Genomic DNA, 24,831 nt, shown 5'->3' on the forward strand with positions numbered 1-24,831 from the left:
AGGCTTGATTGCACCATCACCGGCGGCCCGCTATCGGGTCAAGCGCCCCGCTCACAAACGGCGGTAATCAGACGTTCCCAGGAGACAAAACATGGCCCGCACGCTCCGCCTCGCCGTTTTGCAAGCCGCCTTCGGCGAGGATATGACGGCGAACATCAGAACGGTTGAAAAGCTGATCCGCGACGCGGCGAAAGACGGCGCGCAGGTGATCCTGCCGCCGGAGCTGTTTCAGGGCCCCTATTTCTGCAAGACCGAAGACACGGTTCATTTCACCACCGCTTATCCGTGGCAGGAGCATCCCGCGGTGACGGCGCTGGCGCCGCTCGCGAAAGAGCTCGGCGTCGTCCTCCCGATCTCCATCTTCGAACGCGATGGACAGGAATATTACAACAGCCTCGTTACGGTGGACGCCGATGGCGAACTCCTCGGGCTTTACCGCAAAAGCCATATCCCTGACGGGCCCGGTTACGAGGAGAAGTTCTATTTCCGGCCCGGGGACACCGGCTTCAAAGTCTGGTCGACGAAATTCGGCCGCCTCGGCGTCGGCATTTGTTGGGACCAGTGGTTCCCGGAAGCGGCGCGCGCGATGATGCTTATGGGCGCGGAAGTGTTGTTCTATCCCACCGCCATCGGCTCGGAGCCGGAAAATCCAGGCCTCGACACCCGCGATCGCTGGCGGCGCGCCATGACCGGTCACGCGGTCTCCAACGTTGTTCCCGTGGCGGCGGCGAACCGCATCGGCGACGAAGACGGACAGATCTTTTACGGCTCGTCTTTCATTGTCGATGATGGCGGCGATTTCATCGCCGATATGTCGCGGAGTGAAGAAGGCTTCGCCGCCGCGACGGTCGATCTCGACCATCTCGACGAGCGCCGCGCAAGCTGGGGCTTTTTCCGCGACCGCCGCCCGGAGCTTTACGGCAAGCTCACCGGAAACCGCTAAGCGCGCTTTTGCGCAAGACGCGCTTCGTCGTCAGGTTCTAGCTTCCAGGCCGCCGCATCGATATCGAGATCGGCGTAATCCGCCGGATCGAAGACGGGCTTTATCCCTTTTTTCCGCTGAGCGTCGAAATCGCGCATGATGCGCAGCCCGATGGGGAACAACAGCACCAGCGCAAAGAGGTTTACGAGCGCCAGCAATCCCATGGCGGCGTCCGCGAACCCGAAAGCGGCGCTGAGGTCTAAATTGGAGCCGATCAGCACGAACCCCAGCGTCGCAATGCGAAACGCCGTGAACACGATCTTGTTTTCATGAATGAAGAAATCGAGCGCGTTCTCGCCGAGAAAATAATTATACATGATCGACGAGAAGACGAAGAGCATCAGCGCCGTCGCCACAAACTCGTCCGCCCAGCCGCCCACATGGGCCGCCAGCGCCGTCTGCGTCAGGATCACGCCGTCGACATTAGAGTCGGTGAAATCAACGCCTGAAAGAAGGATGATCGATGCGGTGCAGGTACAGATAATCAGCGTGTCGATAAAGACCGAAAACGCCTGCACGACGCCCTGCTGGCCCGGATGCGCCACATAGGCGACAGCGGCGACATTCGGCGCCGAGCCAAGACCGGCTTCATTTGAGAAAAGCCCGCGGCGGATGCCCTGTGTCAGCGCGGCGCCGATGCCGCCGGCGACAGCCTCGTTCAAGCCGAAGGCGCTTTCGACGATGAGGCCGAGCGCATCCGGCACGTCCGTAATGCGCGTCGCGAGGATAAACAGCACAAGGCCGATATAGCTGAGCGCCATCACCGGCACGACGATCTCCACGACGCGGGTGATGCGCCGGACGCCGCCGAAGATGACGAGCCCCACAAACGCCGCCAGCACGACGCCGACGATGCGCGGATCGAAGCCGAAGGCGCCGCTCACCGATGTCGAGACGGCATAGCTTTGCAGGACGTTGAAGGCGAAGCCGAATGCGACGAGGAGCAGGATCGAATAGAGGCCCGCCAGGACCGGCGCCAATGGACCGAGGCGTTTCTTCAATCCGTGCTGGATGTAAAATGCCGGCCCGCCGCGGAAATCGCCGGAAGGCTCCTGGCGCTTGAAAAGCTGGGCGAGCGAACATTCGAAAAAGCTCGTCGCCATGCCGACAATGCCGACGAGCCACATCCAGAAGACGGCGCCAGGGCCGCCAAGGGTGATGGCCACCGCGACGCCCGCGATGTTGCCGGCGCCGACGCGGCCGGCCACCGACAAGGCCAGCGCCTGAAAGGATGACGGGTGATCGGCCTTATGCTTGAAGGCCTCGCGAAAAATCCCGAACATTTCGGCGAAATGCCGAAACTGCACGAAACGCGAGCGAAGGGTGAACCACAATCCGACAGGGATCAGGACGAAAATTAAAACCTTGCCCCAAAGCAAGGCGTTGAGCGATGCGATCATGACTCTCGCTTGGGTTGTCTTCAGCCACGGGCGGGAAAGACGAACCTAGCGAAGGCGCCTGCAAATGTCGAATTTGGCGGAAAGCCTAGTCTTTCTTGACGAAAGTCACGGCGAAAAGCGGCTCGGCGTCAAACAGATCCTTCGGCGCTTCCATGCCTTCGATCATCTTGAAGGTCCGCGGCGTGATGGAGCCTTCCATGCGATATCCCTTTTCCGCCATCTTGCCGCGGTGAAACTCAAGCGCGGCCGCCGTGAACTCGCGGGCGATGATGGTGATGCGTTCGGGATCGTTGGACATGGGAGCCTTCTGTTTGTTCGTGATTTGAACTGTCACAATTTTGCGCCGAATATGGCCGCGCCGCCCGTCCTTGTCCACACCGCCGGACACGCTGCAACGAGAGAAAGTCTCTTAAATAGGGGGAGCCCATGACCACGCGGCATATTCTGTCCATTGACGGCGGCGGAGTGCGCGCCATCGTGGCGGCCATTGTGCTTGACGCCCTCGACGCCGAGTTCAAGGCCGTGGGGAAGACATGCTCCGTGGGGGACTGTTTCGACCTGATCGCCGGCACGTCGAGCGGCTCCTTCGTCGCCGCCGCCCTCGCCCTGCCCCGGCCCGATGGAGGACGAGGGCCCGCGCCGGCGGAAATCGTGCGGTTTTTCGAGGAGACCTCGCGTCGCATCTTTCCGTCGCGATGGTTTTGCAACATTCCGGTCATCGGCCGCCTGCCGCAGCTTTTCGGTCCGCTTCACGATGCAAGCCGCCTCGGCGCCGTCCTGAAAGAACAATTCGGGGACGTCGTCTTCGCGAGCGCCCGGCGCAATCTTCTGATCCCCGCCTATTCCATCGATCCGCGCGACATTGTCCTGTTTCGCGGCGGGCCCGATTACAAAGACATGGAAGAATGCAAATGCTTCAGCATGATTTCCGTGCGGGACGCGATGATGGCGTCAAGCGCGGCGCCGACTTTCTTTCCGCCGCACCGCGTTGAAACGCCGGACCGTTCTCAAAGCTGGACCGCAATCGACGGCGCCGTTTATCTCAACGACCCGTCCATGACGGCGGTCGCAGAAGCCGCGCGGCTTTTCCCAGGCGACGACATTCACGTCATCTCTCTTGGCACAGGCCGCCAGACGCGGAATTACCCCTTTGAAAAAGCCAAGGGCTGGGGGTTCTCGGAATGGATATCACCGGCGGGAAAATTCCGCACACCCCTTATTTCCGCCATCCATGACGGGCAGGCGCGCGCCGTCAGCCGGCAGCTTCATTATCTGCTCGACGACAAATATGTCCGCTTCGATTACCGCCTCGAAAAAGGGCGCGGCTCGGACCGCATCGACGACGCCTCGAAAGGAAACATCGCCCGCCTGACGCGCGGCGCGCTCGAAATGGTCGAGGAGATGCGGCCACAATTGCGCGCCCTCGCGGAGGAATTAAAGCCTGTTTGAGGCCTTGCGGGAAAAGGTAAGAGACCAGCGCCCGCATTTACCCTTTGCCATGGAAGCCGCAGTATGGTGGCCGCCGGGGCGAGCGTTCAGTCATGGCGAAGCCGGATATGTCCTTGTTTAAAAGCGTTTTTTTCCTTTTTATGCTGAGCCTCGGCCTTGCCGCCTGCGGCGGCGGAGGCGGCGGGGCGGTTCCGTCCCCCATGACCCCGGCGCCGGCCCCGCCTCCGCCACCCGCCCCTGCGCCTGTGAATTACGACACGGCGGAATACCGGAACCAGCCGGCGCTCGACCGCATCGGCGCCATCGCCGCCTATGAAAGAGATGCGCAAGGCGCAGGCGTCATCATCTCGGTCATCGACACCGGCATCGACGACGATCATCCGGAATTTTTGGGCCGCATTCATCCGCAAAGCGCCGATCTTTTGATTGCGGGCGTTGTGGCGCCGGGAGACGTGCGCGCCGGCGGCCCGGACCTTTTCGATTACGACGATCACGGCACGCCGGTCGCCAGCATCATCGCCGCGGCGCGAAACGGCGCCGGCATCCATGGCGTTGCACCTGAAGCAACGCTGCTCATCTATCGCGTCGACGACGACAGCATGGATGACAACTCGCTGCTCGGAAACGCCATCGGCGAAGCGGTAAGCCGGTCCGCCAGTCTCAGCGCGGGCGTCGTCAACATGTCTTTCGGCACGGACGAGCCGGCGGCGCGGCCGCAATTCGCAGGCGATTTCACAACGCTGAAAAACGCCGATGTGGTCGCTGTCGTAGCCGCCGGCAATGACGGCGACGCCAACCCGGACGAGTCGGCGCTAGGCGCGCTTGACGTCGCCGGAGAGCCGAATGTGATCATCGCCGGATCAGTTGATGCGGCGAACAATATTTCAAGCTTCTCCGATCGCGCCGGGATTGCAGCCGATATTTATCTCGTCGCGCCGGGCGAGTTTCTGCGCGGCGTCGTTCCGAACGGGACGGCGTCGCAAACGCGCTCTTTTTCCGGCACCAGCGCCGCGACGCCGGTCATCACCGGCGCTGTCGCGCTTGTCCGTTCGCTCTGGCCGGCGCTGGACGCCGAAACAGTCGTGGAAATCCTGCTTGCAACCGCGACGGATCTCGGCGCCCCAGGCACGGATCCGATTTACGGCCGCGGGCTCTTGAATCTCGCCGCCGCGACCAGCCCCATGAACGGCGTCTCCACCTCCAGCATTTCAGGCTCGGAAGTCGACCCGGCAGCGATGGGCGGGACCCTGTCCGGCGTCTATGGATCATCGCTTTCGGAACTCGGCGACATCGTCGTCCTCGACGGCTATGGCCGCGACTTCCGCCTGTCCTTGTCATCGCTCGTCGCGCAATCGGCGCCGGATAGCTTCGATCTCGAAAGCCGCTACAGCCCGTTCGACCAACACCGCTATTCGGCGATGACGCTTGACCGAAATTGGTCGCTGCAAATGCGCCTCACTTCGCGCGACCGGTCGCAGCGCTCGCTCATCGACCACCAGATCGCATTCGGCGGCGCGTCTTCACGCAGCGACGCGCGCGCAGAAGAGTCGATCGGCTTCGCCTTCTCGGGCGCCATCAATGAAGAAACGCATCTCATCGCGGCGCAAGGCTTCTCGGCCGCCGCCGTCGACCGCATGGCGGTCCCGTCCCGGGCGACGCCTTTCTTGAGCGACAGCGCCTTTAACGACGCCTATCTGCCGCGCAGCGCCGACGCCGTCACCTCGATGATGCAATTTTCGCCGGCGAAAAACATCACCGCCGACCTGATGATGACGGCCGGCGGCGACCGCGATCTGACGCTTGAGACGGCGCTTTATGACGACGGGCTTCCCATGGATAACCCGGATGTCTTCGTTCTGCGCGGCGGCGTCAATGTCGCCTTTGGCGATACAATCCTGCGCTTCGAACAGGGGATGCGCCAGGAACAAGGCGGCGTTTTCAATGCGCGCTTCGGCGGCGACATGAACGCCACAACGGTCTATTCCGCCATCGAAGGCGTCTGGTCCCCCGCGCCGCTCTGGCGGCTGCAGGGCCGCATCGCGGCAGGCCTGACCTTCGCCGACGCTTTCGGCTTCGAGGCGTTTGCGGAGAACGCACCGGTTCTCAAAACAACTCAGTTTTCCGCCGCCGTCAGCCGTCAAAAGCTTTTCGGCGAAGCGGATGCGCTGTGGCTCGGCGTCTCCCAGCCCTTGCAGATCGAGGCCGGCGCGCTGGAGCTCATGCTGCCAACGGCTTACGATCCCTATACGGAAGAGTTCTTCTACTCGCCGGTAACGGCTTCGCTCGCAGCCGCCGGACGGCGGCTCGATTTCGAGGCAGGCTATCGTCTGTTTTCAGACGAGAGCGGCGTCATCGACGTCAATCTCATGCACCAGACTTTCGGCGGCTATGACCTCGATGCGCAAACGACCGCGCTCCTGCGCGGCCGTTTCGATTTCTAGAGCGCTTCAGACGCCCCAGGCGTCCGCCGCTTTCTTGCCTGTTTAAGCGTTTGCAGCTTCCTTGCGGCGGGCCATCATCTTGTCGAAATTCGACCAGACGCCATCATCGCCATGCCACTCACCGCGGGTCGCCGCTTTTGAGTATTCCGTCGCGCGCGCCTCGAAGAAGTTGGCATGCTCGACACCGTTCAGAATTTCCGTCAGCCATGGCAGCGGATGTTTCTCGACGCCGTAAAGCTTCGGCAGTTCAAGCTGGCCGAGGCGCCAGTCGGCGATGTAGCGGATATATTGCTTGATATCCTCGGCGGTCATGCCTTGCACCGGGCCCATTTCAAAAGCGAGGTCGATGAACTTGTCTTCGAGCCCGACAACGGTGCGGCAGCATTCGACGATGTCGTCCGCGACTTGCTTGGTCACGCAGCCGGTCTCGCGCGCAAAGGCGTGATACATCCGGATCATGCCTTCGCAGTGAAGCGACTCGTCGCGGATCGACCAGGTCACGATCTGGCCCATGCCCTTCATCTTGTTGAAGCGCGGGAAATTCATCAGCATGGCGAAGGATGCGAATAACTGCAGCCCTTCGGTGAAGGCGCCGAACATCGCAAGCGTTCTCGCAATGTCTTCATGGCTGTCGACGCCGAATTTCTGCATGAAGTCATGCTTGTCGCGCATCGCCTGATATTCGAGAAACGCCGAGAATTCCGAATCAGGCATGCCGATGGTCTCAAGCAGCAGCGCATAGGCGGCCACATGGATCGTCTCCATGTTGGAGAACGCCGACAGCATCATCTTCACTTCGGTCGGTTTGAAGACGCGGGAATAGCGCTCCATGTAATTGTCGTTCACCTCGATGTCCGACTGGGTGAAGAAGCGGAAAATCTGGGTAAGGAGATTGCGCTCGCCGTCGTCGAGCTTGTTCGCCCAGTCCTTGCAGTCCTCGCCCAGCGGCACCTCCTCCGGCATCCAGTGGACCTGCTGCTGGCGCTTCCAGAAATCGTAAGCCCACGGATAGCGGAACGGCTTATAGGCGAAAGACGGGGTCATCAGGCCCGGCAAATCGGCGGCGGCGTCATTGAGCAACTGGGATGCGTCAGGCATTTTCTGGATCCTGCAATCGTCGTGGGTTGGCGCTAAATTTATCTATATCTTGTGCTTTGCTTTGGGGTTTGGCGCAAGATAATGTGAAAATTGGTTTTCAAATGGCTTTCCACAAGCTTTGGGGATTGTTTTGGGGACGACACGGGGAAATTTTTCACCATGAGATTTCGGGGCGATTCCGGCCGGCTTGCAATCGACGGCCCGCTGGGCTTGAAGGCGGAGCCCCTAGAGAAAAGGCCGATTTCCAATGGACGTAACAGCCCTCGACATTCCCGAGGTGAAGATCATCACCCCGCGCCGGTTTTCCGACGACCGGGGGTTTTTCTCCGAAACCTATAACGCCCGCGCCTTCAAAGCCGCCGGAATCGAAGTCGAGTTCGTCCAGGACAATCACTCCTATTCGGCGAAAAAGGGCACGGTGCGCGGCCTTCACTATCAGGCGCCGCCGCACGCCCAGTCGAAACTGGTGCGCGTGCTGAGAGGCTCGATCATCGACGTCGCCGTCGACGCCCGCAAAGCCTCGCCGACTTTCGGCAAATGGGTCAAAGCCGAGCTCTCAGCCGACAACGGCAAGCAGATTTTCGTGCCCAAGGGCTTCCTGCACGGCTTCCTGACGCTCGAGGACGAGACAGAAGTCGCCTACAAAGTGGACGCCTTTTACGACGGCGCCAGCGACGGATCGGTGAAATGGAACGACCCCGATCTCGCGATCGACTGGGGCGTGAAGGAGGGCGGCGTTTCGCTTTCCGCCAAGGACGCGAAGGCGCCCGCCTGGGCCGCCTTTTCATCGCCCTTCTAGGCGCGCGGGATTCGATGAAACAAATAAAAAAGGCGCGGGGCATTACCCGCGCCTTTTCGATTGAAGCATCAAAGCTTTTTTAGGCGGCTTTTTTGCGCTTGCGCGACAGGTAGCCGCCGCCGATCAGCGCCGACCCGAAAAGCCAGGCCGCGGCCGGAATGGGGTTCACCAGAACATCCTCATCGTTCAACGAGACCGCAGCGACAAACTCTTCGGTGTTGATGCCGCGCTTCACCGTGATCTGAAAGGACGTCAACGCGTCGCCAAGCGCGACGCCAAGATCCGAAAGATCGAGATAGAGATGGGAAATCTGAAAGTTATTCAAGAAAGAACCGGTCGCGGTCATCGCAAGGTCTTCAAGCTCAACGCCGTTATAGCTGACATTGAAATACTCAGCGATACTGCCAACGCCTAGGCCGTAAAGGACAAGATCGTCGCCATCCTGGTTCACGATGGCATTGTCGAAATTGACCAAAAACGAGCAACCGTCCGAAGAACAGGAAACGCCGTCAGCCGCGCCGCCGCCAATCGCCTCGTTAACCGAAGCGCCCCCTCCGGAAAGATCGAACGACCCGACCGTGCCGCTGGTGACCGTAATTCCATCCGCGCCGGCGGCCTCGTCATAAACCTGTCCGGCAATCTCGATTGTCGCTGCATTCGCAGCGCCAGCCAGCCCGATACCCAGAGCGGCGGCGGCGATCGCTGCGGAAAACTTGAAGTTCATAATCGTAATCCCACCAATTTCGGGCGTTAACACCCTATACACTATACTGAAGACAGCAAAAGCCGAGCCAAGTTCCAAAGGCTCCAAATTCTTGAATTAGGACATAGCAGACAGAACTAATCCATACAAATCAAATCGAAGATTTAACAGAAAATTCACCCTTTTATCAGGGCGATAGCAGGAATTTGGCGATTCTGCCGCCGCCTTCTCGCGCATGAGTTGCGTCAATCAAGAAATCCTCCCAAACGGCTTGCAGGAAGCCCGCTCCCCCTGTTCCGGAAGCAAAAGCCTCTATAAGACCCTCCGATGCCGTTGAGCTTCTCCATTTCCGTGCCCATCGGGGCCTACCACCCTCTCTTGGCAGACTGTCTCGAAAGTCTCGCCATTCAGACGCCGCGTCCGGCTGTTTCACTTCTGGACGCCTCGGGCGATCCCCGGGTCGCCGAGGTGGCTGACCGCTTCAGTGACCTGATCGTCTACCGCCGCCACGGGCCGGACAAGGGTCAGTCAGACGCCATTCTCGAAGGCTGGCGCGAGACGCCGGGCGAGGTTCTGGGCTGGCTCAACGCCGATGACGCGCTTTATCCCGGCGCGCTCGCCGCCGCTATGGCCCGGCTGGAGGAGGCGGACCGCCCGGACGTCGTGTGCGGCCACACCGTCATCATCAACGACGATTTCGACGTGACCGGCTATCACTGGGCCGTGGAGCCGCCCTCCGAGAGCCTCCTCTGGGGCGACACCATTTCCCAGCCCTCATGCTTTTTCCGGCGCGCCGCCTATGAGAGAGCCGGCGGGCTCGACGCGTCGCTCCATTACACCATGGACTGGGATTTATGGGTCCGGCTGTGGCGTTCGGGCGCGCGCTTCGCCTTCATCGATCAGACGCTGTCGCGCGTGCTCTGGACGAGGGAAGCGAAGACCGGCGGCTTCGGCCCGGCGCGGCGCAGAGAGCTTGACCGGATCATCAATCAGAACGCGTCCCCATCGCGCCGCCTGAAAAGCAAGCTCGGCTTCGCCCTTCATCACGTTTTTGAATACATGCTGCCGGGGCCGCTCGCCCGCGTGCTGCGGCGGCGCGTGTCGAAAACCGGCGCGGTCATTCACGGGCTCGGGCGCAGCGGCGAGGTGGAAAGCGCGGCGTTCCTGCCGCTGGTCCGTTATGGCGCCCCGCTCCGCGCCGTCGACCTCCGCTTCGCGAACGGGGCCGCGACGGTTTCGTCGCAGTCGCATGGCGGCGCAGGCGATGTCGCCGACGGGAAAGTCACTCTCGCCCTCGACAAACCGGCGGCGAGCGGCGAAACCGTTGATTTGCGAATTGAGAACAGGGGCGGCGCGCCGGCGATCCTCACGCATATTACGCTGCGCTAGGCGCCGTTCCGGCAAGGGAGCTTCAAGGTGAAAAAAACCGCGCTGATCACCGGCGTCACAGGACAGGACGGCGCCTATCTCGCACGGCTTCTCCTCGCGAAAGGTTATGAAGTGCACGGCGTCAAGCGCCGCTCCTCCTCCTTCAATACGGCGCGGGTCGACGGCATCTATCAGGACCCCCATGAAGGTTCGACGCAATTCTTCATGCATTACGGCGATCTTACCGACGCCACCAATCTGATCCGCCTGCTTCAGGAAACGCAGCCCGACGAAATCTACAATCTTGGCGCGCAAAGCCATGTGCAGGTGAGTTTCGAGACGCCTGAGTACACCGCCAATTCAGACGCGCTCGGCGTCCTGCGCCTGCTGGAGGGCGTCCGGATTCTCAAGATGGAGGAAAAGACGCGGTTCTATCAGGCGTCCACTTCCGAACTTTACGGCCTCGCCCAGGAAGTTCCACAGACGGAGAAAACCCCTTTCTATCCGCGCTCGCCCTATGGCGTCGCCAAACTTTACGGCTACTGGATCACCGTAAATTATCGCGAGGCCTACGGCATTCACGCCTCCAACGGCATCCTTTTCAACCATGAAAGCCCCCTGCGCGGCGAAACCTTCGTCACGCGCAAGATCACCCGCGCCGTCGCCGCGATCAAAGCCGGCAAGCAGGCTTGCCTTTATCTCGGCAATCTCGACGCCGAACGCGACTGGGGCCATGCGCGCGATTATGTGGAAGGCATGTGGCTCATTCTGCAGCAGGACAAACCCGGCGATTTCGTTCTTGGCACCGGCGAGAAACACACCGTGCGCGAATTCGCCGAACTCGCCTTCAAAAAGGCGGGCGTCGACATCGAATGGCGCGGCGAAGGCAAAAACGAAACCGGCGTCGATAAGGCGACAGGCGAAATCCGCGTGCGCATCGATCCGAAATATTACCGGCCGACGGAAGTCGACCTTCTGATCGCCGATCCGGCCAAGGCGAAAAAAGAACTGGGCTGGGTTCACAAGACGACTTTCGACGAGCTTGTCAGCGAAATGGTCGCCGAAGATCTGGCGCTCATCGGTTCGGGCGACGGGGCGCGCGGGCGCAGTACATAATCAATACCGCTCGGAAACCGATCGACATAACCAACTAGGCGGCAGTGTTAAGAGAGGAGCGCACGCATGACGGGATTTTCCTTGACCGACTCGCGGTTCGGAATGCGCGCCATCCGTTCGGGGCGTCAAATTTATGAGACTTATCCCGGGCATGTTTTCGACGTGCTCAAAAAGTGGCCCTCCGGCCTCATGCTGGACCTGGGCGCCGCGCAAGGATATTTCACCAAAATGATGCGCGCAAAATCGCCGAAGTCTCGCGTCATCGCCGTCGAGCCTTTCGAAGGCAACCTGCCCTATCTTCACGCAATGCTGGGCGAAGACGCTGACGTCCGAATCCTGGATGTGGCCATCTCCGATCGCATCGGCGAAAGCCGGTTCAGCGTGAACTCAACCATGAGCGGGGCGACCGAAGGGGCCTCCAACGTAGGAACGCTGCACAGGGGCGGCCAGCATATTGTCAAAACCACGACTCTCGATGAGATCGTCGATGAACCGGTGCGCATGATAAAGATGGATATTCAAGGCGCCGAATACGCCGCCCTGAAAGGCGGGGCGCGTCTTTTCCGCGATCATGGAGTCGATCTTATGTTCGTCGAAAACTCAGGCGAGAAGAAGGCGCTCAAGGAAATTCACCGCCTCGGCTTTCTGGTGTTCGACTCCATCTATACTATCATGCCGAAGACGGACCCGGATCTTTCCGATTGGGATATTGTCGCCGAGTCAAAACTGACCACAGGCGTTCGCGTCCTTAAAGCGTGGCCAAAGCAACTGATCGACGATCCTGACCGATACATGAAATGGTTTCGCAGCGGTTCAAAGAAAGCAGGACATTTTTTCACCGATCTTGTTTGCGTGCATCGCAATGTTTGGGAAAATTTCGCCGGGATCGTTGGCGAGGCGCTATCCGCCCGCTCTTGAGTTGCAGGATTTGGATATGAGCTGGACATTGACCGGAAAGCGCGTTTTCGTCGCCGGCCATCGCGGCATGGTGGGCGCGGCGATCGTCCGGCGATTGCAACGGGAAAACTGCGCGGAGATTTTGACGGCGCCGCGCAGCGAACTCGACCTGATGCGCCAGACAGAGGTCGAGGAATGGATGCACAGACAAAAACCGGACGCGGTTTTCGTCGCGGCGGCGAAGGTCGGCGGCATTCTCGCCAATGACGCCTATCCGGCGGACTTTCTTTACGACAACCTCATGATCGAGGCGAATGTCATCCGCGCCGCCTTCGACGCCGGCGTTGAAAAGCTCCTGTTTCTCGGCTCGTCCTGCATCTATCCGCGCATGGCGCCGCAGCCGATCACCGAAGACAGCCTTCTGACAGGTCCATTGGAGCCCACCAATGAGTGGTACGCCATCGCCAAGATCGCCGGCGTCAAACTCTGTCAGGCTTACCGCAAACAGCACGGCGCCGATTTCATTTCCGCGATGCCGACTAATCTTTACGGCCCCGGCGACAATTACGATCTGAAATCGAGCCATGTTTTGCCGGCGCTGATCCGCAAGGCGCATGAGGCGAAAGCTCGCGGCGACGACTCCATTGAAATCTGGGGCAGCGGCGAACCGCGCCGGGAATTCCTGCATGTGGACGATTGCGCCGACGCGCTGGTTTTTCTGATGCAGCGCTATTCAGATGATGCGCCCGTGAATGTGGGTTCCGGCGAGGATGTGACCATCCGCGAACTCGCCGAACTTGTCTCCTCGCTGGCAGGCCTGAAAGGCGCGCTGCGTTTCGACAGATCGAAACCGGACGGCACGCCGCGCAAACTGATGTCTGCAGACAAGCTGCGCGCCTTGGGATGGCGCCCGAAAATTTCACTGGAAGACGGCGTGAAGCAGGTTTTCGACGCTTACATTAGCGCCGCGTCCTCCACATAGCGCGCGGCGACTTCCAGCTTTCGCGACAACTCCATGCAGAAAATTCCGCCCGAAAGCGGCGCGGGTTTGAGCGCCGCGTCATCAAGGCCGATGGCGGCGGAGGTGACGAACAGTCTGTCGCCAGCGAAGGCGACGCTCGTCGGACGCGGAACCGGCAGTTTGGCCTCAGCGAGCAGCTCGCCCTCCGGCGAAAAGCGGCGGATGCAGGCGCCGTCCCAGAACGCGATCCACAAACAGCCTTCGGCGTCGACTTCCATGCCGTCGGGATAGCCGTCGCCCGCGCCGAATTGGAGAAAGACCCGCTTATCTGAAATCCCTGCGCCGTCGCTTTTTGCGGCGAACACGGTTTGCTTCGCCGAGTCCGTCAGGAAGACGCGGCCGCGCTGCGGATCGAAGGCGGGGCCATTGGTCACATGATAGCCGTCGTCGATTTTCGCGACGCTTCCGTCCGGCGCCAGCCGCCACCAGGAGCCCGTCACCGACTTCTCGGAATCGTCCATACTCCCGGCCCAGAACCCGCCTTGCGGATCGGCCTTGCCGTCATTGAACCGGTTGACGGGCGCGTCCGCTTCCGGGTCGATGATGGGCGTGATGCGGGCCGCGCCATCTTCGATCTGAAGGCGCGCAAACCCGTTCCGCATTGCGCAGACAAAACCGCCGCTTTTCGTCAGCGCCAGCGCGCTCACCATGCCAGGCGCAACAATGGTTTCGGTGCTTTCCGTGGCGAGATCGGTGCGGAAAATTTTCCCGCCCTTGATGTCGAGGGAATAGAGCGTGTTGTCGCGCGGATCGTAAAGCGGCCCTTCGCCGAGACGCGCGCCCAGCGGCGCGATGCAGTGCGGCGCGCCGATGTCGAGCCGCTCCGTCATGCGGGATCGTGAAGCCGGGAAAGAACGCCGCCATCGGCGTAAACGCAGGTTCCGGTCATGAACGCCGCCTCGTTTGAGGCGAGAAACACGGCGATTTTCGCGATCTCTTCCGGACTGGCGATGCGGCCCGCCGGGTGTACGCTTTCGAGCTCGTTGAAGGCGTCCTCCTTGCCGTCAAAGCCGGCCATCAGCATGGGCGTCGAAACCGCGGCGGGCGCCAGCGTCACGGCGCGCACTTTCGGCCCGAGATCGACGGCGAGCGCGCGCGTCAGTCCGTGGATCGCCGCTTTCGATGCGGCGTATGCGGAAAAACCCGGCTTCGTCGCCTGCGCATGCACCGAACCCATATTGATGATGACGCCCTTCGCCGCCTCGAGCTCCGGCAGCAACGCTTTTGCAAGCAGCATGGGCGCTGCGACATTGACGTTGAACGTTTCGACAATATCGTCATGGTCGAGCCGGTCGAGGCGGCCAAGGCGTTGAACGGCGGCATTGTTAACGAGCGCGCGCAACGGCGCGGATTTGGCGGCTTTTCGCACGTCCTTGGCAAAATCCGCGACCGCAACCGGGTCCGTGGCGAAAGCCGACAGATCCGCCTCGATAAAAGCCCCGCTCGCCGATTTGGGTTTTGCGCTGTCGGTCCCGATCACCATCCAGCCGGCGCCCGCAAAGGCGCGGACAAGCGCCGAGCCGATGCCGCCGGCCGCACCGGTGATGAGGACGCTGTTCGTCATGCGGCGCTTCCCAAAAAGCGCGCGATCTTGCCGATGGCGATGTGGCTCACCCGGCGCACCGCATCCGCCGAGTTCGAACCGTTGTGAGACCCGAAGATGCAGCGGTCGAACCGGCGCAAGGGATTGTCCGGCGCCAGGGGTTCGACTTCGAAAACGTCCAGCGCCGCGGAATGGACCACGCCGCTTTCCAGCCCCTCGAGAAGCGCCGCCTCGACCACCACGGGCCCGCGCGCCACATTGACGACGCGCACGCCCCGCTTGAGCTTCGAAAGAATATCGCGGTTGAACATGCCGCGCGTCCCGTCGTTCAGGGGACAGGTGAAGATCAGGAAATCCGCTTCGCCGAGCCGCGCAGGCCATTCCGCCGTTTCGACGTCAACGCCGGCGAACGGCTTGTAAAAGGGATCATAGGCGATGACCTTGCCGCCGCAGGCGATGATGCGTTTCGCTGTCTGCCTGCCAATGTCGCCGAAACCGACGACAGCGACAGTGCGCCCCGCGACGGAAATGCCGCTCGGTTTCGGCCAGCCATTATTGAGGCGGATTTCCCGGTCGATGCGATAGGTCTCGCGCGCAAGGCCGAGCGTATAGGTGAGCGCCACATCGGCCACTTCGCCGCCGAAGACGCCCGGCGTGTTTTCGACGGGCACACCGAAATCCCTGAACGCGGCGAAATCCACATTGTCGACGCCGACGCCCCATTTGACGGCGGCCTTGAGCTTTCCCTTCACGCCAGCCTCGACCACGGCGCGCGTCGCCGGATCGTCGCCGATGATCCAGCCGTCATGCTTCGGCACAATCTCCAGAAGCTCTTCGACGCTCAGTATCTGCGTGACTTTGGCCGGGGTGAAATCGAGCCCCTTTTCTTCGAAGGCGGCAGCGAATTCGTCGATCAGGCCCAGCATGGGCGGGCAGGTGACGAGAACATTCGGGCGCGTCATGATTTCCCTCTGCCTTTCTATTCTTTCGGGAGGGCTTCGCCGGCGGCGACGCGCATCAATAGCGACTCCGCCATATACCAGTCGGACGGCTCGTCAATGTCCACCGATTCGAGCCGCGGCGTTTCAAACAGGAACGGCTTCTCCCCGATCCGCGCGCCGGTCTTGGCGAAGCTGTCGCCCGTGAAGAGATAACAGACGGAGTTCTCTTCCAGATAAGGCGGCAGATCCTGCGTGCGGATGAGGTTCGCCGGATCATGATTGATGGGCGCGCCCTCGGGCGTATAAAACCGCGTCTGATGCCGGTTCACGGTAAAGAGGGAATCCGCCTCGCCCTTCGCTTCCGCGGCCAGATACGCCGCGATCATCGCGTCGATCGTTTCGCCCCGCAACAACGGGTTGGTCGTGTGCGTCATCAGATAATAATCGGACGCCACATTCTCCACATCGTCGCCAAGCACCAAATTCATGGAGACGAAGTCGCCGCAGATTTCCGGCTTGCGGTCGCGGATCATGACCTTGCCGTCATAGTCGCCATCCTTGAGGCCATTGTCGGCGAGGATCGCCCGCGCGTCCGTGTTGATGACGATGCGGTCGATGGCGTCGAGCGCGGCCATCTCGTCCAGCACCCAGCGGAATAACGGCTTGCCTGCGATCATGCGGAAATTCTTGGACGTCACCCGGGCGCTGTGCGCCTTCATGGGCAACAGGGCCGTCAGGCGCTTGCCGTCGCCAATCATCGTTTAAGACCTCATTTCAATTGCGTTATTCGGCGGGCGCTTCGCATCCGGACGCCGTCCGGGCCTCTTGCGCCGAATGCCTTTTGGGGCGGGGGTAGTAATAGCTTTCCTTTTGCGCCCGGGAAAGCACCCGATGCTCGTTGTGGCCGCGATAGGTGCCCCAATATTGCATCAGCCGGAACATGACGATTTCCGGCGCGACCGCCCAGAACCGCCGATCATTCAGCGCTTCCGAAAAATCATGGAACACGCCCGCCGTGAAATAACGTATGAAATCGGAAAAGTGAAAATGCACTTCCGGCATGATCTCGCGCAAGGTCAGCGCTTCGCGGTAATAGCGCCGGCGCGTCTGCACGAAGGTTTCCTCGTGAATATGGATGACCGGCGCATCCGCCACATAACCGATCCGACCGCCGTCTTTCATCACCGCCTTGCCGAGCACCATGTCCTCAAGGCCGGTCACCGCCTCGTCGAATTTGTATTTCGCCCATAAATCCTTTCGGATCGCCGCGTTGGCGTTGTTGATGAAGAAATCGTCCTGCGGAAGCCGGTCATGCTCTGGGAAATATTGCGCAAAGACCTGATGTTCTGAAAACCGGGTCACGTCATGCCCGATCTGACGCCCGTAAACGTAATCCGCGCGGCCGTCCGCGAGCGGCTCCACCAGATTTGCGAGCCAGCGCTCATGCGCGGGAATGCAGTGGGCAGAGATGAAGACAAGGTAATCGCCCGTCGCCGCCTCGCAGCCGTAATTCAGCGACCGCCCGAAAGTGAAATCCGCCTTCTTGATATGAACGATGCGGCAGTCATGAGCCTCGGCGATTTCCAGCGTCCGGTCCGTCGAACCGGAGTCCACCAGCACAATCTCGACGTCATAACCGTCGACCACTTGCCGCTTGCAAGCGGAAAGCGCGTCGCCGAACCATTTTTCCTCGTTCAGCGAACGGAAGACGATTGAAATGCGTTGGGGCGTCTCGCCCATAAGCCTTGCCCTAAAACTCGCGCCGCGCGGGACCGGAACCGATGGATTTATGCCCGAACCCGGTGGCGGTTTGAACCCCCGTCGGGGCGGTTTCAACACCCCGCCGCTAGGACGCGCGCCGGTTCGAACCTCTTAAAAATTTACGCAGCGCGCGCATCGGCGGACCGGCAAGCCGCGCCGCCGCCGGGGCGTGCGCCGTCAGAAAAGAAACGCCCCGCCGGTAAAGCGACGGCGTTTCCGGGGCGCCGTAGCGCCTGACCAGCGCCCCGGCGCCCTCTCCCGCCCGGCCGCCTTTCAAGGCGCCCGCGAAAGCCGCAGCCAAACGGGCCTCCTCCGGCGGCTCGCGCAATGCGATCAGATTGCCCCACGCCTCCGGCGCAATTTCACAAGGATAGGCCAGCAGCCGCCGCCAGCTATGGGTGCGGCCATATTCCTCAATGGGGCGCCATTCGCTGACCAGCACCGCGTAGCCTGCCTTTACAAAAAGATTGGCGAGATCGGCCATCACATAGCCATGGGAGGCGGTTTTGCCGTCTTCGAATTCAGCGACGATCGCGCGCGGCCGCACGCCGGCAAGATCAAAGCCGTCGAGCACCGCCATTTCATGGCCCTCGACATCGATCTTGAGGAAATCGGCCCCGGCGAGCCCCGCCGCCGACATGTAATCCGTGAGCGTCGTCACGGAGACGGCGCCGGAACGTTCATGGCTTTCGTGAAAAGAGGACAAACCGCTGATGCCGCTGCTCACCGACGAACGATAGAAGGGCACGTTTGCGGCGGCCTTCGCGCCGACCGCGCGCGCATCCACATGCACATTCTCCATCGCCGCCGTCGCTGACAGCAGCTGCTCCCGGTTGACGGGATCGGGCTCAAACGCGTGAACACGCCAGCCGGCTCTCGCATATGGCAGGAGCGAGCCGCCCACATGCGCGCCGACATCCAGCATGACGCCGGGCGTCTCTTCAGCATTCAGCACATCGAAAACGAAACCGCATTCGTCGAATTGCAGCTTCTCCCCGGCCTCTCCTTCCGTATCCGGAGGAAGGCCCGGCGCCGCGCACCGCCGCAAGGCGTCATGAAACCGCCGCCGCGCATCTGAAAGCCGGAAGGCTGAAAAGGCGTGCGCGCGGGCGGCTGCAGCCAGTTTTTCGCGGCGCGGCTTATCGCGCGCCAACTCTGCGATGGCCGCTTCAAGCAAGGCGGGGTCCGTCACCACATGCGCCGCGCCGGCGCGCTTCAGATACGCGATCGTCTCAAGCTGTTCCGGCCCATAGGCGAGAATCGCGGCGCCGGCGGCCATGGTTTCCGGGGTCTTGTTCGCAAAGGAATATTGCAGATAGGCCTGCGTCGCCGGATCGAAATTATAGGCGACCAGAAGAATGTCGGCCTCCGAAAGCCAGCGGCGATAGTCCTGCGCGCTCAGCTTCGATTCCTCAAACCGCACGCCGGTCATCGCGTTCAGCGCCGCACCCTCGCGGTCAAGCCAGTGAATATGCGTGCGCCCTTCCATCGCGATGGGAACGCCGCCGGCGGCGAGCTTCGAGACGGCGCGGGCGACGCCGAAAACCGCATCGCGCGTCGTATCCGGCGCAAGCGATCCGGCGTAACGAATGAGGACCGTCTCGCGCGCCGGCCGGGGACGCTCGGGCCAGTCTTTTGGATCGACGCCATTATGCGCCACCTCAAACGCAGCGCCGTAACGCGCGCCAAAAACGGCGGCCATCCCTTCGGAGATGGCGAAACATTTATCGGCGCTCGCAATCAGCGAGCGGAGATCAGCGTCAAGACGCGCGAAGAGAGACGGGTCGGATGTTTCCAATCGCGCAGGCCAGTCATCCATCAGCCAGATCACAAGGCCGGCGGCCCGCGCGCGGGCCGCCGCCAGCGCCTTCATGGCGATGTCATGGAAAGCGGGGGAATCGCCCACAGGACGGTAAAGAACGGTCTGAGGCTTAAACGCCTCGACAATGGTCTCAACATCGTCATTGCTTTTCAGCACGCGGACAGGCCCCGCGCCGGCTGCAATTCCCGCATGACCGTTGCCGCAATCGGTAATCTGCAACAGCGCGTCCGGGCGCCAACCGCCGAAATAAGCCTGCTTCAGCGTGCTTGTAGCGGCGGCGCCGGCGATGGGCGTCATGTCCAGAAGCAAGAGGCGGGGGTGAGTCATGTGATGGTATGAGAGGGGCGCAATGGTGGTGACGGCGGCGGAGTGTTAGCAGGTCCAGTCATGAGTTGCAGCGCTGACCGGGTCAATATTTCAAGCTCTCTTTGCGCCGGCGCCGTTTGCCGGCGTCCTTTTTCTCGTTCATCCGCGCTATGGACGCGGCATTGAAATCACTGCATCTCGGCCGCAAAAGAACGGGAGAAGCGAATCGCGTTTCGATGGCCAAACGGTCCAGGCACGCGTTGTCACCCCTGACCCTTTAGCTTATGATGAGCCAAAATAGGAGGCAATACTTTGAAATCGTTCAAAGAGCGTGCGGACGAACTGTGGTGGTTCAATGCAGTTGATTTTGGGGACTTTCAAGCGCGCGGACGGGACAAGCCGGAGGCGCCGCCCAACGCCAGCCTTTACGGCACCTATGACCTCTTGTGCGATCTCAATCTGAAAGGCCTGCGCTGCATCGACATCGGCTCAGGCTCGGGCGTCGTCGCGCTTGGCATGAAGGCCCTCGGCGCCGACTATGTGCTCGCCGCCGACACGAAAAAATACGACACGGTCGAACTCGCCATGGAAATTACCGGCGAGGATATCGACTATCGTCAAATCCCCTTTGAGCGGCTTTGCGAACATGAGGAACTGCTGGGCAGCTTCGACGTCGTCGTCAGCTCAGGCCTGATGTATCACCTGCTGAGCCCCTTTGAACTTGTCTATGTCGCCCGCAAGCTGCTGAAAGCCGAAGGGATATTTGTTCTCCAATCGCTTACGACGACGGAGCAGCAAACCCGCGCCGGCGCCTATCTCAATACAGCCCGCAACATCAACGGAGACCCCAGCACGTTTTTCGTTCCGAGCTGCGCCGCAGTGGCCGGCATGTTGCGCGCAGGCTGTTTCGATATTCGCGGCGAGCGCGAGCTGACCTATAAATACGGCTTCCACGCATGGGTTTCTGTAGCCAAAACCAATCCCGACGAAGTCCCGGAACGCGCCGACAACCTGAAGAAAATGCATGATTGGGCCTACAGGCTGGGCGAAAATTTCGGCGGCTATAATCTACGCGAAATGCTGACGCACAAAGAGACTGCGTCAATTCCGAAATTCGAAACCGAGCGTTTCAAGAAGATCGATGAAAATCTTCGGGATTGCCGGTTCCCATACAATCCTACGCAGCTCATCAACCCGGTCGGCGTCATTCGCTAACGCGCCGACCGGCGTCATGTTATGCGCCGCGAGGGCTTACTTCAGATATTCATAGGGAATGAAGTGCGGCACGCCGCGGCGCTCGCTCATAAATTGCTCGCCGCTCTCATCGAATACGCCGTAAAGGGCGAAATGCTTGCCCGGCTTCATATTCCGCGTCGGGAGCTCCATCTCGAACTCGATCGGCTGATCGGGATAGAGAACGCTCGTGTCGAGCGTCACACGGTTCTCCGCCACCGGCGCCTCCTTCGTGCGCCCCTCCTGATAAACGCGCACCGCCATCTCGACTTTGCGTCCATCGCTCGCCGGGCGCCAATTATCCGCATAGAAACTGCAAACGCGGACTTTCACCTTGCGCGGCTCGTTGATCTTGACGGTTTTGAACACGGATAGCGGCTCGGCAAAGACAACCGGCATCTCGCTGACATTGAAGTCATAAGCCTCTTTGGAAAGGGCCATCAGCTTTTCGGCCGCAAGCCCTGCGCCCGGAAGTTCTTTTTCCGACGGCAGCACGCACCAGAAAAAATCCACGGTGATGATGGAGCGGCCAAGGCTTTTGGCGAGCTTGTTGACGCCGTTGACAATATCCGGATAGCGCGGCCGGTAATCATCGCCGCTGGCGACTCCTGTGGGCTTCAGATGCGACGACCAGAAATTGATGTTCTGTTCGAAAATCGGATTGCGATGCACGGCGTCTTCGAAAAAGAGGTCGATGGGCCTATCCCATCCCTGAACCGCATCGGGACTATAACCTTGCACGGCTTCCACATTGGGACAGTCCGACAGATGTTTCTGGAACGTCTCTAGGGAATATTTGACGCCATAGCGCTGCTCCAGCGGCGTCGATCCGGGGCTTGGCTCCCAGGGGTCGACGCAAACGAGCTTCGCAGATTCCGGAATGCTCTTGGCCCAGGCCCAGCTTGACCGTCCGAAGAGGCTGCCAATCTCAACGGCAAGCCCATTTTCGGGAACAAGCGATGCAGCGAGTTCAATCGCGCGCAATTCAAAATCGCTCTGCTGGCCGGGGATCTTTGTGTTGTATGGCATAAACCTTCCTCTGCCGTTGAGACGATACTATTGGGGCCGCCCATCGGGCCGGTCAACTTTTTGTGGTCCATTTTTGCGACATCACGAAATCCCCCCAATATTTGGGCAGATTGCCGCGATAAACGGTGATGTCGCCGATTTGCTGGCGATAGAGAAACTCCGGGCCATCCACAATGGCCACCACGGCGCGATAGGCGCCCGGCGTCAAGGGCAGATTGGAGACCTCTATTTCCACTTCCATGGGGGCGCCGACTTCATGATCCAGTTTGATCTGCATCTGGTCGCTTGAAAGCGCCGTCAGCATTTCTCCGCGCTTGGAAAAAATCGGCACGCCGATAATGAGATTGCGCATGGGACGCAACGGCGTGAACTTCAGGCTCAAAAACGCCTGACCGCCCGCCGTGACTTTATCGCAGGGAGCGCCCTCACTGTTGCGCCATTCCGCGAAAACGTCTGCGAGGGCGTGTTCCTTGTGAATGAAATCGCCCAGCTCGTTGCCCATGCGCGGCGCTTTTGCGGGCGCTTTTTTCTCCGCCGCGCGATGATAAAATGCGATGCCTTCGTCAGGTTCGCCCGAAAAGACCACAGAGCCTTTTTCAAGCACGATCACCTTGTCGCAAAACCGGCTGATGTCATTCATCGAATGAGAGACCAGCACAAAGGCCGAATGCTGGCGCAGCGCGCGAATGCGCTCCAGGCATTTCTGACGGAATTTGAAATCGCCGACCGACAACACCTCATCCACCAGAAGCAGATCGGGATTCATGAAGACCGTGGTTGCAAAGGCAAGCCGCATCCGCATGCCGGCGCTATATGTATAGACCGGCGCGTCGATGGCCGCGCCGAGTTCTGTGAATGAAATGATCTCTTCAATATTCGCCGCGACTTCCTCCCGCTTGCGCCCGATGATCGCAGAGCGAAGGTAGATGTTGGCCCGGCCCGTCATGGTATCCTTGATGCCGGCGGTCAGGTCGATCATCGCCCCTGTCTCGCCGGCGATCCGGACCTGCCCCTGGTCGGGCAGGATGTGACCGGCCAGAAGTCGAAGAAGGGTCGTCTTTCCCGATCCGTTAAATCCGATAACGCCCAGCGCCTCGCCCCTTCGCAGCGTGAAATTGACGCCGCAAAGAACATTTTTTTCTCCAGGCGGAACTTTGCCCGGCTGTACGCCGAACCCGGCAAAAGCGTCCCAAAGGATGGCGCCGGCGTGCTTCTGGCTTGCCGCCGTTGAGGACGCATAGCGTTTCCAAACATCCTCAACGCTGAGGACAAGCTCGCCTTCCCGCAGCATCAGACCCAGCCCCGCAAGCGAAGTTCAGCCCGATAAGCAAACCTGATCGCGATAAGGAAGATGACAACAGCCGCGACCGCGAAAGCTGCGATTGACCATAAGTAGATGACCGGCTCGCCAACCGAACATCTGCGGATATTTTCGATGAACACATAGAATGGATTGAACGCCAATATGCGCGTGATGATGGCGCCCGACCCCATCGGAAATATCACGCCGCTAAAAAACAAACCGTATGTCAGAAAGATGCCTACGATTTTCGAAAGATCGCGATACGCCAGATTGAAAAGCCCCAGCACCAGACCAATGCTGAAGAAAAGCAGGCACGCGACGGCGATCATTGGGACAGCAAAGATGACCCGCCATGAGGGGACGCCCTGAAAAACAGCAAAAACAACGATAACAAGCCCCAGCCGCAAAAGCGTTTCAAAGGCGAGCTGCGCAATGCTCGCCACAATAGCGGGAATGATCGGAGTGTTGGACTTGGCGAGCGCCGTAAACTGCTTTTCCAGAAGCGTGATTGGTGCGCGAACCAGTCCGGCGAAGAGGAACCACAAGGTGACGCCCATGGTGATGTAGACGACGCCGTTGACGGCGCCGAAGCTGGGGAAGAGGCGCATCGCCATCAGCAAGACGTAGGCGCCGACAGGGACAAGCGGCAAAACGTAATTCCAGAAGGCGCCGCCACGGGTGAAACTTGTCTGGCTGGCGAAGTCGCGCCGGAACGTCTGAACCACATACCAGCGGTTGGACGCCAGGTCATGCGCGGTTTGACGCAGAGCCTCTCCGAAACCGGCCCGCCGGCGGCTGTTGCTATGCGACAGATATGTAGGGGCCAGCTCTTGCGACATAAGGCTTTGGGACGCGCCGCGGCGCGTCTTTAAAGTTGGACAATGCCGTTCAGGGTGAAGGCGTCGCGCTGCCAGATTGCGAAGCCGGGCGTGTACCATGAGACAAATTCAAGATTGATGATGTTGCCGCCATAGCGCTTTTTGATTTCGCGCAAGGCGCCATTGACGCGGCGGTCTTCCCCCGCTTCGGCGATCTCATAAGTGTTGTCGAAGAAAACCAGCGCGCCGTCATCGAGGCGCGGCTCTACGAGTTCAAACTCGCGCATGACGTCCGGTTCATCGTGCGAGCCGTCGAGAAATGCGGCGCGCAGGCGCGGCAAAGACGGCAACAGCTTTTGCAGTTCGGCCTTGGCGTCGCCGACATATTGCTGAATGTAATCACTGACGCCCGCATCGCGAAAATTGTTTTTCGCCTTTTCGGCGGTCTGCGGGTCGATCTCGATCGTATGAACCTTGCCGTTCACGCCCGCATCCTTCAGCGCCTGGGCCAACATGATTGAAGAACAGCCGACATTGGTGCCGGTTTCCACGATGATGTTTTCACCGTCCGGGCGAAAATGACTGAGCAGAAGCGAATAGAGCAGAAGCCAGCCCGGATAACCGATGGTCTTGCCGGTCCGCGCTTCAGCCTGCGTTATATTGGAAACGCCGGCGTCTTTTTCCGCAAGCCATGCGTTCGGCACGCGAGCGGGATCATATCCATATTGACGGAAAAACAGCGGTTCACGCATGGGCGGCGGCTCTCACAACTCGGGCGAAACAGGTCTGAAATCAGCCCTT

23 protein-coding genes are annotated in these 24,831 nt (G+C 60.4%); 9 read left to right on the top strand and 14 right to left on the bottom strand.

The features are described from left to right. The first annotated feature begins 91 nt into the window (after positions 1-91). On the top strand, positions 92-943 hold the full coding sequence (gene aguB, locus ACQY5P_RS11160) for an N-carbamoylputrescine amidase (RefSeq protein WP_428406942.1): 852 nt from the start codon (positions 92-94) through the stop codon (positions 941-943). Here aguB and ACQY5P_RS11165 read toward each other — a convergent pair. Both ACQY5P_RS11165 and ACQY5P_RS11170 read right to left on the bottom strand, forming a co-directional pair. Beyond that, a complete protein-coding gene (locus ACQY5P_RS11165) occupies positions 940-2,382 on the bottom strand; it encodes an alanine/glycine:cation symporter family protein (RefSeq protein ID WP_428406943.1) in 1,443 nt (480 codons plus the stop codon). The two genes, aguB and ACQY5P_RS11165, sit on opposite strands and share 4 nt — an antisense overlap. Positions 2,383-2,467: 85 nt before the next feature. After that, the gene (locus ACQY5P_RS11170; protein WP_428406944.1) at positions 2,468-2,680 is read right to left on the bottom strand and encodes an AMP nucleosidase; all 213 of its coding nucleotides are present in this window, start codon (positions 2,678-2,680) and stop codon (positions 2,468-2,470) included. 128 nt (positions 2,681-2,808) lie between these two features. Here ACQY5P_RS11170 and ACQY5P_RS11175 point away from each other — a divergent pair, with 128 nt between their 5' ends. After that, entirely contained in the window at positions 2,809-3,831 is a 1,023-nt protein-coding gene (locus tag ACQY5P_RS11175; RefSeq protein WP_428406945.1) for a patatin-like phospholipase family protein, read from the top strand. A 140-nt stretch (positions 3,832-3,971) separates the two neighbouring features. Beyond that, the gene (locus ACQY5P_RS11180; RefSeq protein ID WP_428406946.1) at positions 3,972-6,272 is read left to right on the top strand and encodes a S8 family peptidase; all 2,301 of its coding nucleotides are present in this window, start codon (positions 3,972-3,974) and stop codon (positions 6,270-6,272) included. 42 nt (positions 6,273-6,314) lie between these two features. Here ACQY5P_RS11180 and ACQY5P_RS11185 read toward each other — a convergent pair whose 3' ends face one another. Then, the gene (locus tag ACQY5P_RS11185; RefSeq protein WP_428406947.1) at positions 6,315-7,370 is read right to left on the bottom strand and encodes a ribonucleotide-diphosphate reductase subunit beta; all 1,056 of its coding nucleotides are present in this window, start codon (positions 7,368-7,370) and stop codon (positions 6,315-6,317) included. A 247-nt stretch (positions 7,371-7,617) separates the two neighbouring features. Here ACQY5P_RS11185 and rfbC point away from each other — a divergent pair, with 247 nt between their 5' ends. Next, entirely contained in the window at positions 7,618-8,169 is a 552-nt protein-coding gene (gene rfbC / locus ACQY5P_RS11190; protein WP_428406948.1) for a dTDP-4-dehydrorhamnose 3,5-epimerase, read from the top strand. A 79-nt stretch (positions 8,170-8,248) separates the two neighbouring features. Here the strand turns inward: rfbC and ACQY5P_RS11195 are convergent, their stop codons facing one another. Beyond that, positions 8,249-8,893, bottom strand: a complete 645-nt coding sequence (locus tag ACQY5P_RS11195; protein ID WP_428406949.1) for a hypothetical protein — start codon at positions 8,891-8,893, stop codon at positions 8,249-8,251. A 306-nt stretch (positions 8,894-9,199) separates the two neighbouring features. Between ACQY5P_RS11195 and ACQY5P_RS11200 the strand changes: the two genes are divergently transcribed. The 4 genes from ACQY5P_RS11200 (at position 9,200) to fcl (ending at position 13,235) form a co-directional block, all read left to right on the top strand. Next, complete coding sequence (locus ACQY5P_RS11200) at positions 9,200-10,261, top strand: glycosyltransferase (RefSeq protein ID WP_428406950.1); 1,062 nt, start codon at positions 9,200-9,202, stop codon at positions 10,259-10,261. A 27-nt stretch (positions 10,262-10,288) separates the two neighbouring features. Beyond that, entirely contained in the window at positions 10,289-11,356 is a 1,068-nt protein-coding gene (gene gmd, locus ACQY5P_RS11205; RefSeq protein WP_428406951.1) for a GDP-mannose 4,6-dehydratase, read from the top strand. Between the two features lie 66 nt (positions 11,357-11,422). Continuing rightward, complete coding sequence (locus tag ACQY5P_RS11210) at positions 11,423-12,274, top strand: FkbM family methyltransferase (RefSeq protein WP_428406952.1); 852 nt, start codon at positions 11,423-11,425, stop codon at positions 12,272-12,274. A gap of 16 nt (positions 12,275-12,290) precedes the next feature. Next, entirely contained in the window at positions 12,291-13,235 is a 945-nt protein-coding gene (gene fcl, locus ACQY5P_RS11215; RefSeq protein WP_428406953.1) for a GDP-L-fucose synthase, read from the top strand. On the opposite strand, the gene ACQY5P_RS11220 is transcribed toward fcl, so the two are convergent. From ACQY5P_RS11220 to ACQY5P_RS11245, 6 genes are all read right to left on the bottom strand, one after another. Then, entirely contained in the window at positions 13,208-14,104 is an 897-nt protein-coding gene (locus tag ACQY5P_RS11220; RefSeq protein WP_428406954.1) for an SMP-30/gluconolactonase/LRE family protein, read from the bottom strand. The two genes, fcl and ACQY5P_RS11220, sit on opposite strands and share 28 nt — an antisense overlap. After that, entirely contained in the window at positions 14,101-14,838 is a 738-nt protein-coding gene (locus ACQY5P_RS11225) for an SDR family NAD(P)-dependent oxidoreductase (RefSeq protein WP_428406955.1), read from the bottom strand. The genes ACQY5P_RS11220 and ACQY5P_RS11225 overlap by 4 nt, the downstream gene beginning before the upstream one ends. Continuing rightward, on the bottom strand, positions 14,835-15,779 hold the full coding sequence (locus ACQY5P_RS11230; protein ID WP_428406956.1) for a phosphoglycerate dehydrogenase: 945 nt from the start codon (positions 15,777-15,779) through the stop codon (positions 14,835-14,837). The genes ACQY5P_RS11225 and ACQY5P_RS11230 overlap by 4 nt, the downstream gene beginning before the upstream one ends. A 17-nt stretch (positions 15,780-15,796) precedes the next feature. Continuing rightward, a complete protein-coding gene (locus ACQY5P_RS11235) occupies positions 15,797-16,516 on the bottom strand; it encodes a cytidylyltransferase domain-containing protein (protein WP_428406957.1) in 720 nt (239 codons plus the stop codon). A gap of 25 nt (positions 16,517-16,541) precedes the next feature. Continuing rightward, entirely contained in the window at positions 16,542-17,498 is a 957-nt protein-coding gene (locus ACQY5P_RS11240) for a glycosyltransferase (RefSeq protein WP_428406958.1), read from the bottom strand. A 106-nt stretch (positions 17,499-17,604) separates the two neighbouring features. Beyond that, positions 17,605-19,668, bottom strand: coding sequence for an FkbM family methyltransferase (locus ACQY5P_RS11245; protein WP_428406959.1), 2,064 nt, complete (start codon positions 19,666-19,668; stop codon positions 17,605-17,607). 291 nt (positions 19,669-19,959) lie between these two features. Between ACQY5P_RS11245 and ACQY5P_RS11250 the strand changes: the two genes are divergently transcribed. After that, positions 19,960-20,862 (top strand): class I SAM-dependent methyltransferase, encoded by a 903-nt coding sequence (locus ACQY5P_RS11250; protein ID WP_428406960.1) that lies wholly within the window; start codon positions 19,960-19,962, stop codon positions 20,860-20,862. A 36-nt stretch (positions 20,863-20,898) separates the two neighbouring features. On the opposite strand, the gene ACQY5P_RS11255 is transcribed toward ACQY5P_RS11250, so the two are convergent. The 4 genes from ACQY5P_RS11255 to ACQY5P_RS11270 are packed head-to-tail and all read right to left on the bottom strand — an operon-like array spanning position 20,899 to position 24,782. Continuing rightward, on the bottom strand, positions 20,899-21,909 hold the full coding sequence (locus ACQY5P_RS11255) for a class I SAM-dependent methyltransferase (protein WP_428406961.1): 1,011 nt from the start codon (positions 21,907-21,909) through the stop codon (positions 20,899-20,901). A 52-nt stretch (positions 21,910-21,961) separates the two neighbouring features. Beyond that, on the bottom strand, positions 21,962-23,200 hold the full coding sequence (locus tag ACQY5P_RS11260; protein WP_428406962.1) for an ABC transporter ATP-binding protein: 1,239 nt from the start codon (positions 23,198-23,200) through the stop codon (positions 21,962-21,964). Continuing rightward, positions 23,200-24,051 carry an ABC transporter permease gene (locus tag ACQY5P_RS11265; protein WP_428406963.1) on the bottom strand — a complete coding sequence of 284 codons (852 nt, stop codon included), beginning with the start codon at positions 24,049-24,051 and terminating at the stop codon, positions 23,200-23,202. The genes ACQY5P_RS11260 and ACQY5P_RS11265 overlap by 1 nt, the downstream gene beginning before the upstream one ends. Positions 24,052-24,080: 29 nt before the next feature. Continuing rightward, positions 24,081-24,782: an O-methyltransferase gene (locus ACQY5P_RS11270; RefSeq protein WP_428406964.1), complete on the bottom strand. Its 702-nt coding sequence runs from the start codon at positions 24,780-24,782 to the stop codon at positions 24,081-24,083. Positions 24,783-24,831: the final 49 nt, after the last annotated feature.

This window comes from Hyphococcus sp. (genome assembly GCF_965267305.1).
Taxonomy (GTDB): domain Bacteria; phylum Pseudomonadota; class Alphaproteobacteria; order Caulobacterales; family Parvularculaceae; genus Hyphococcus.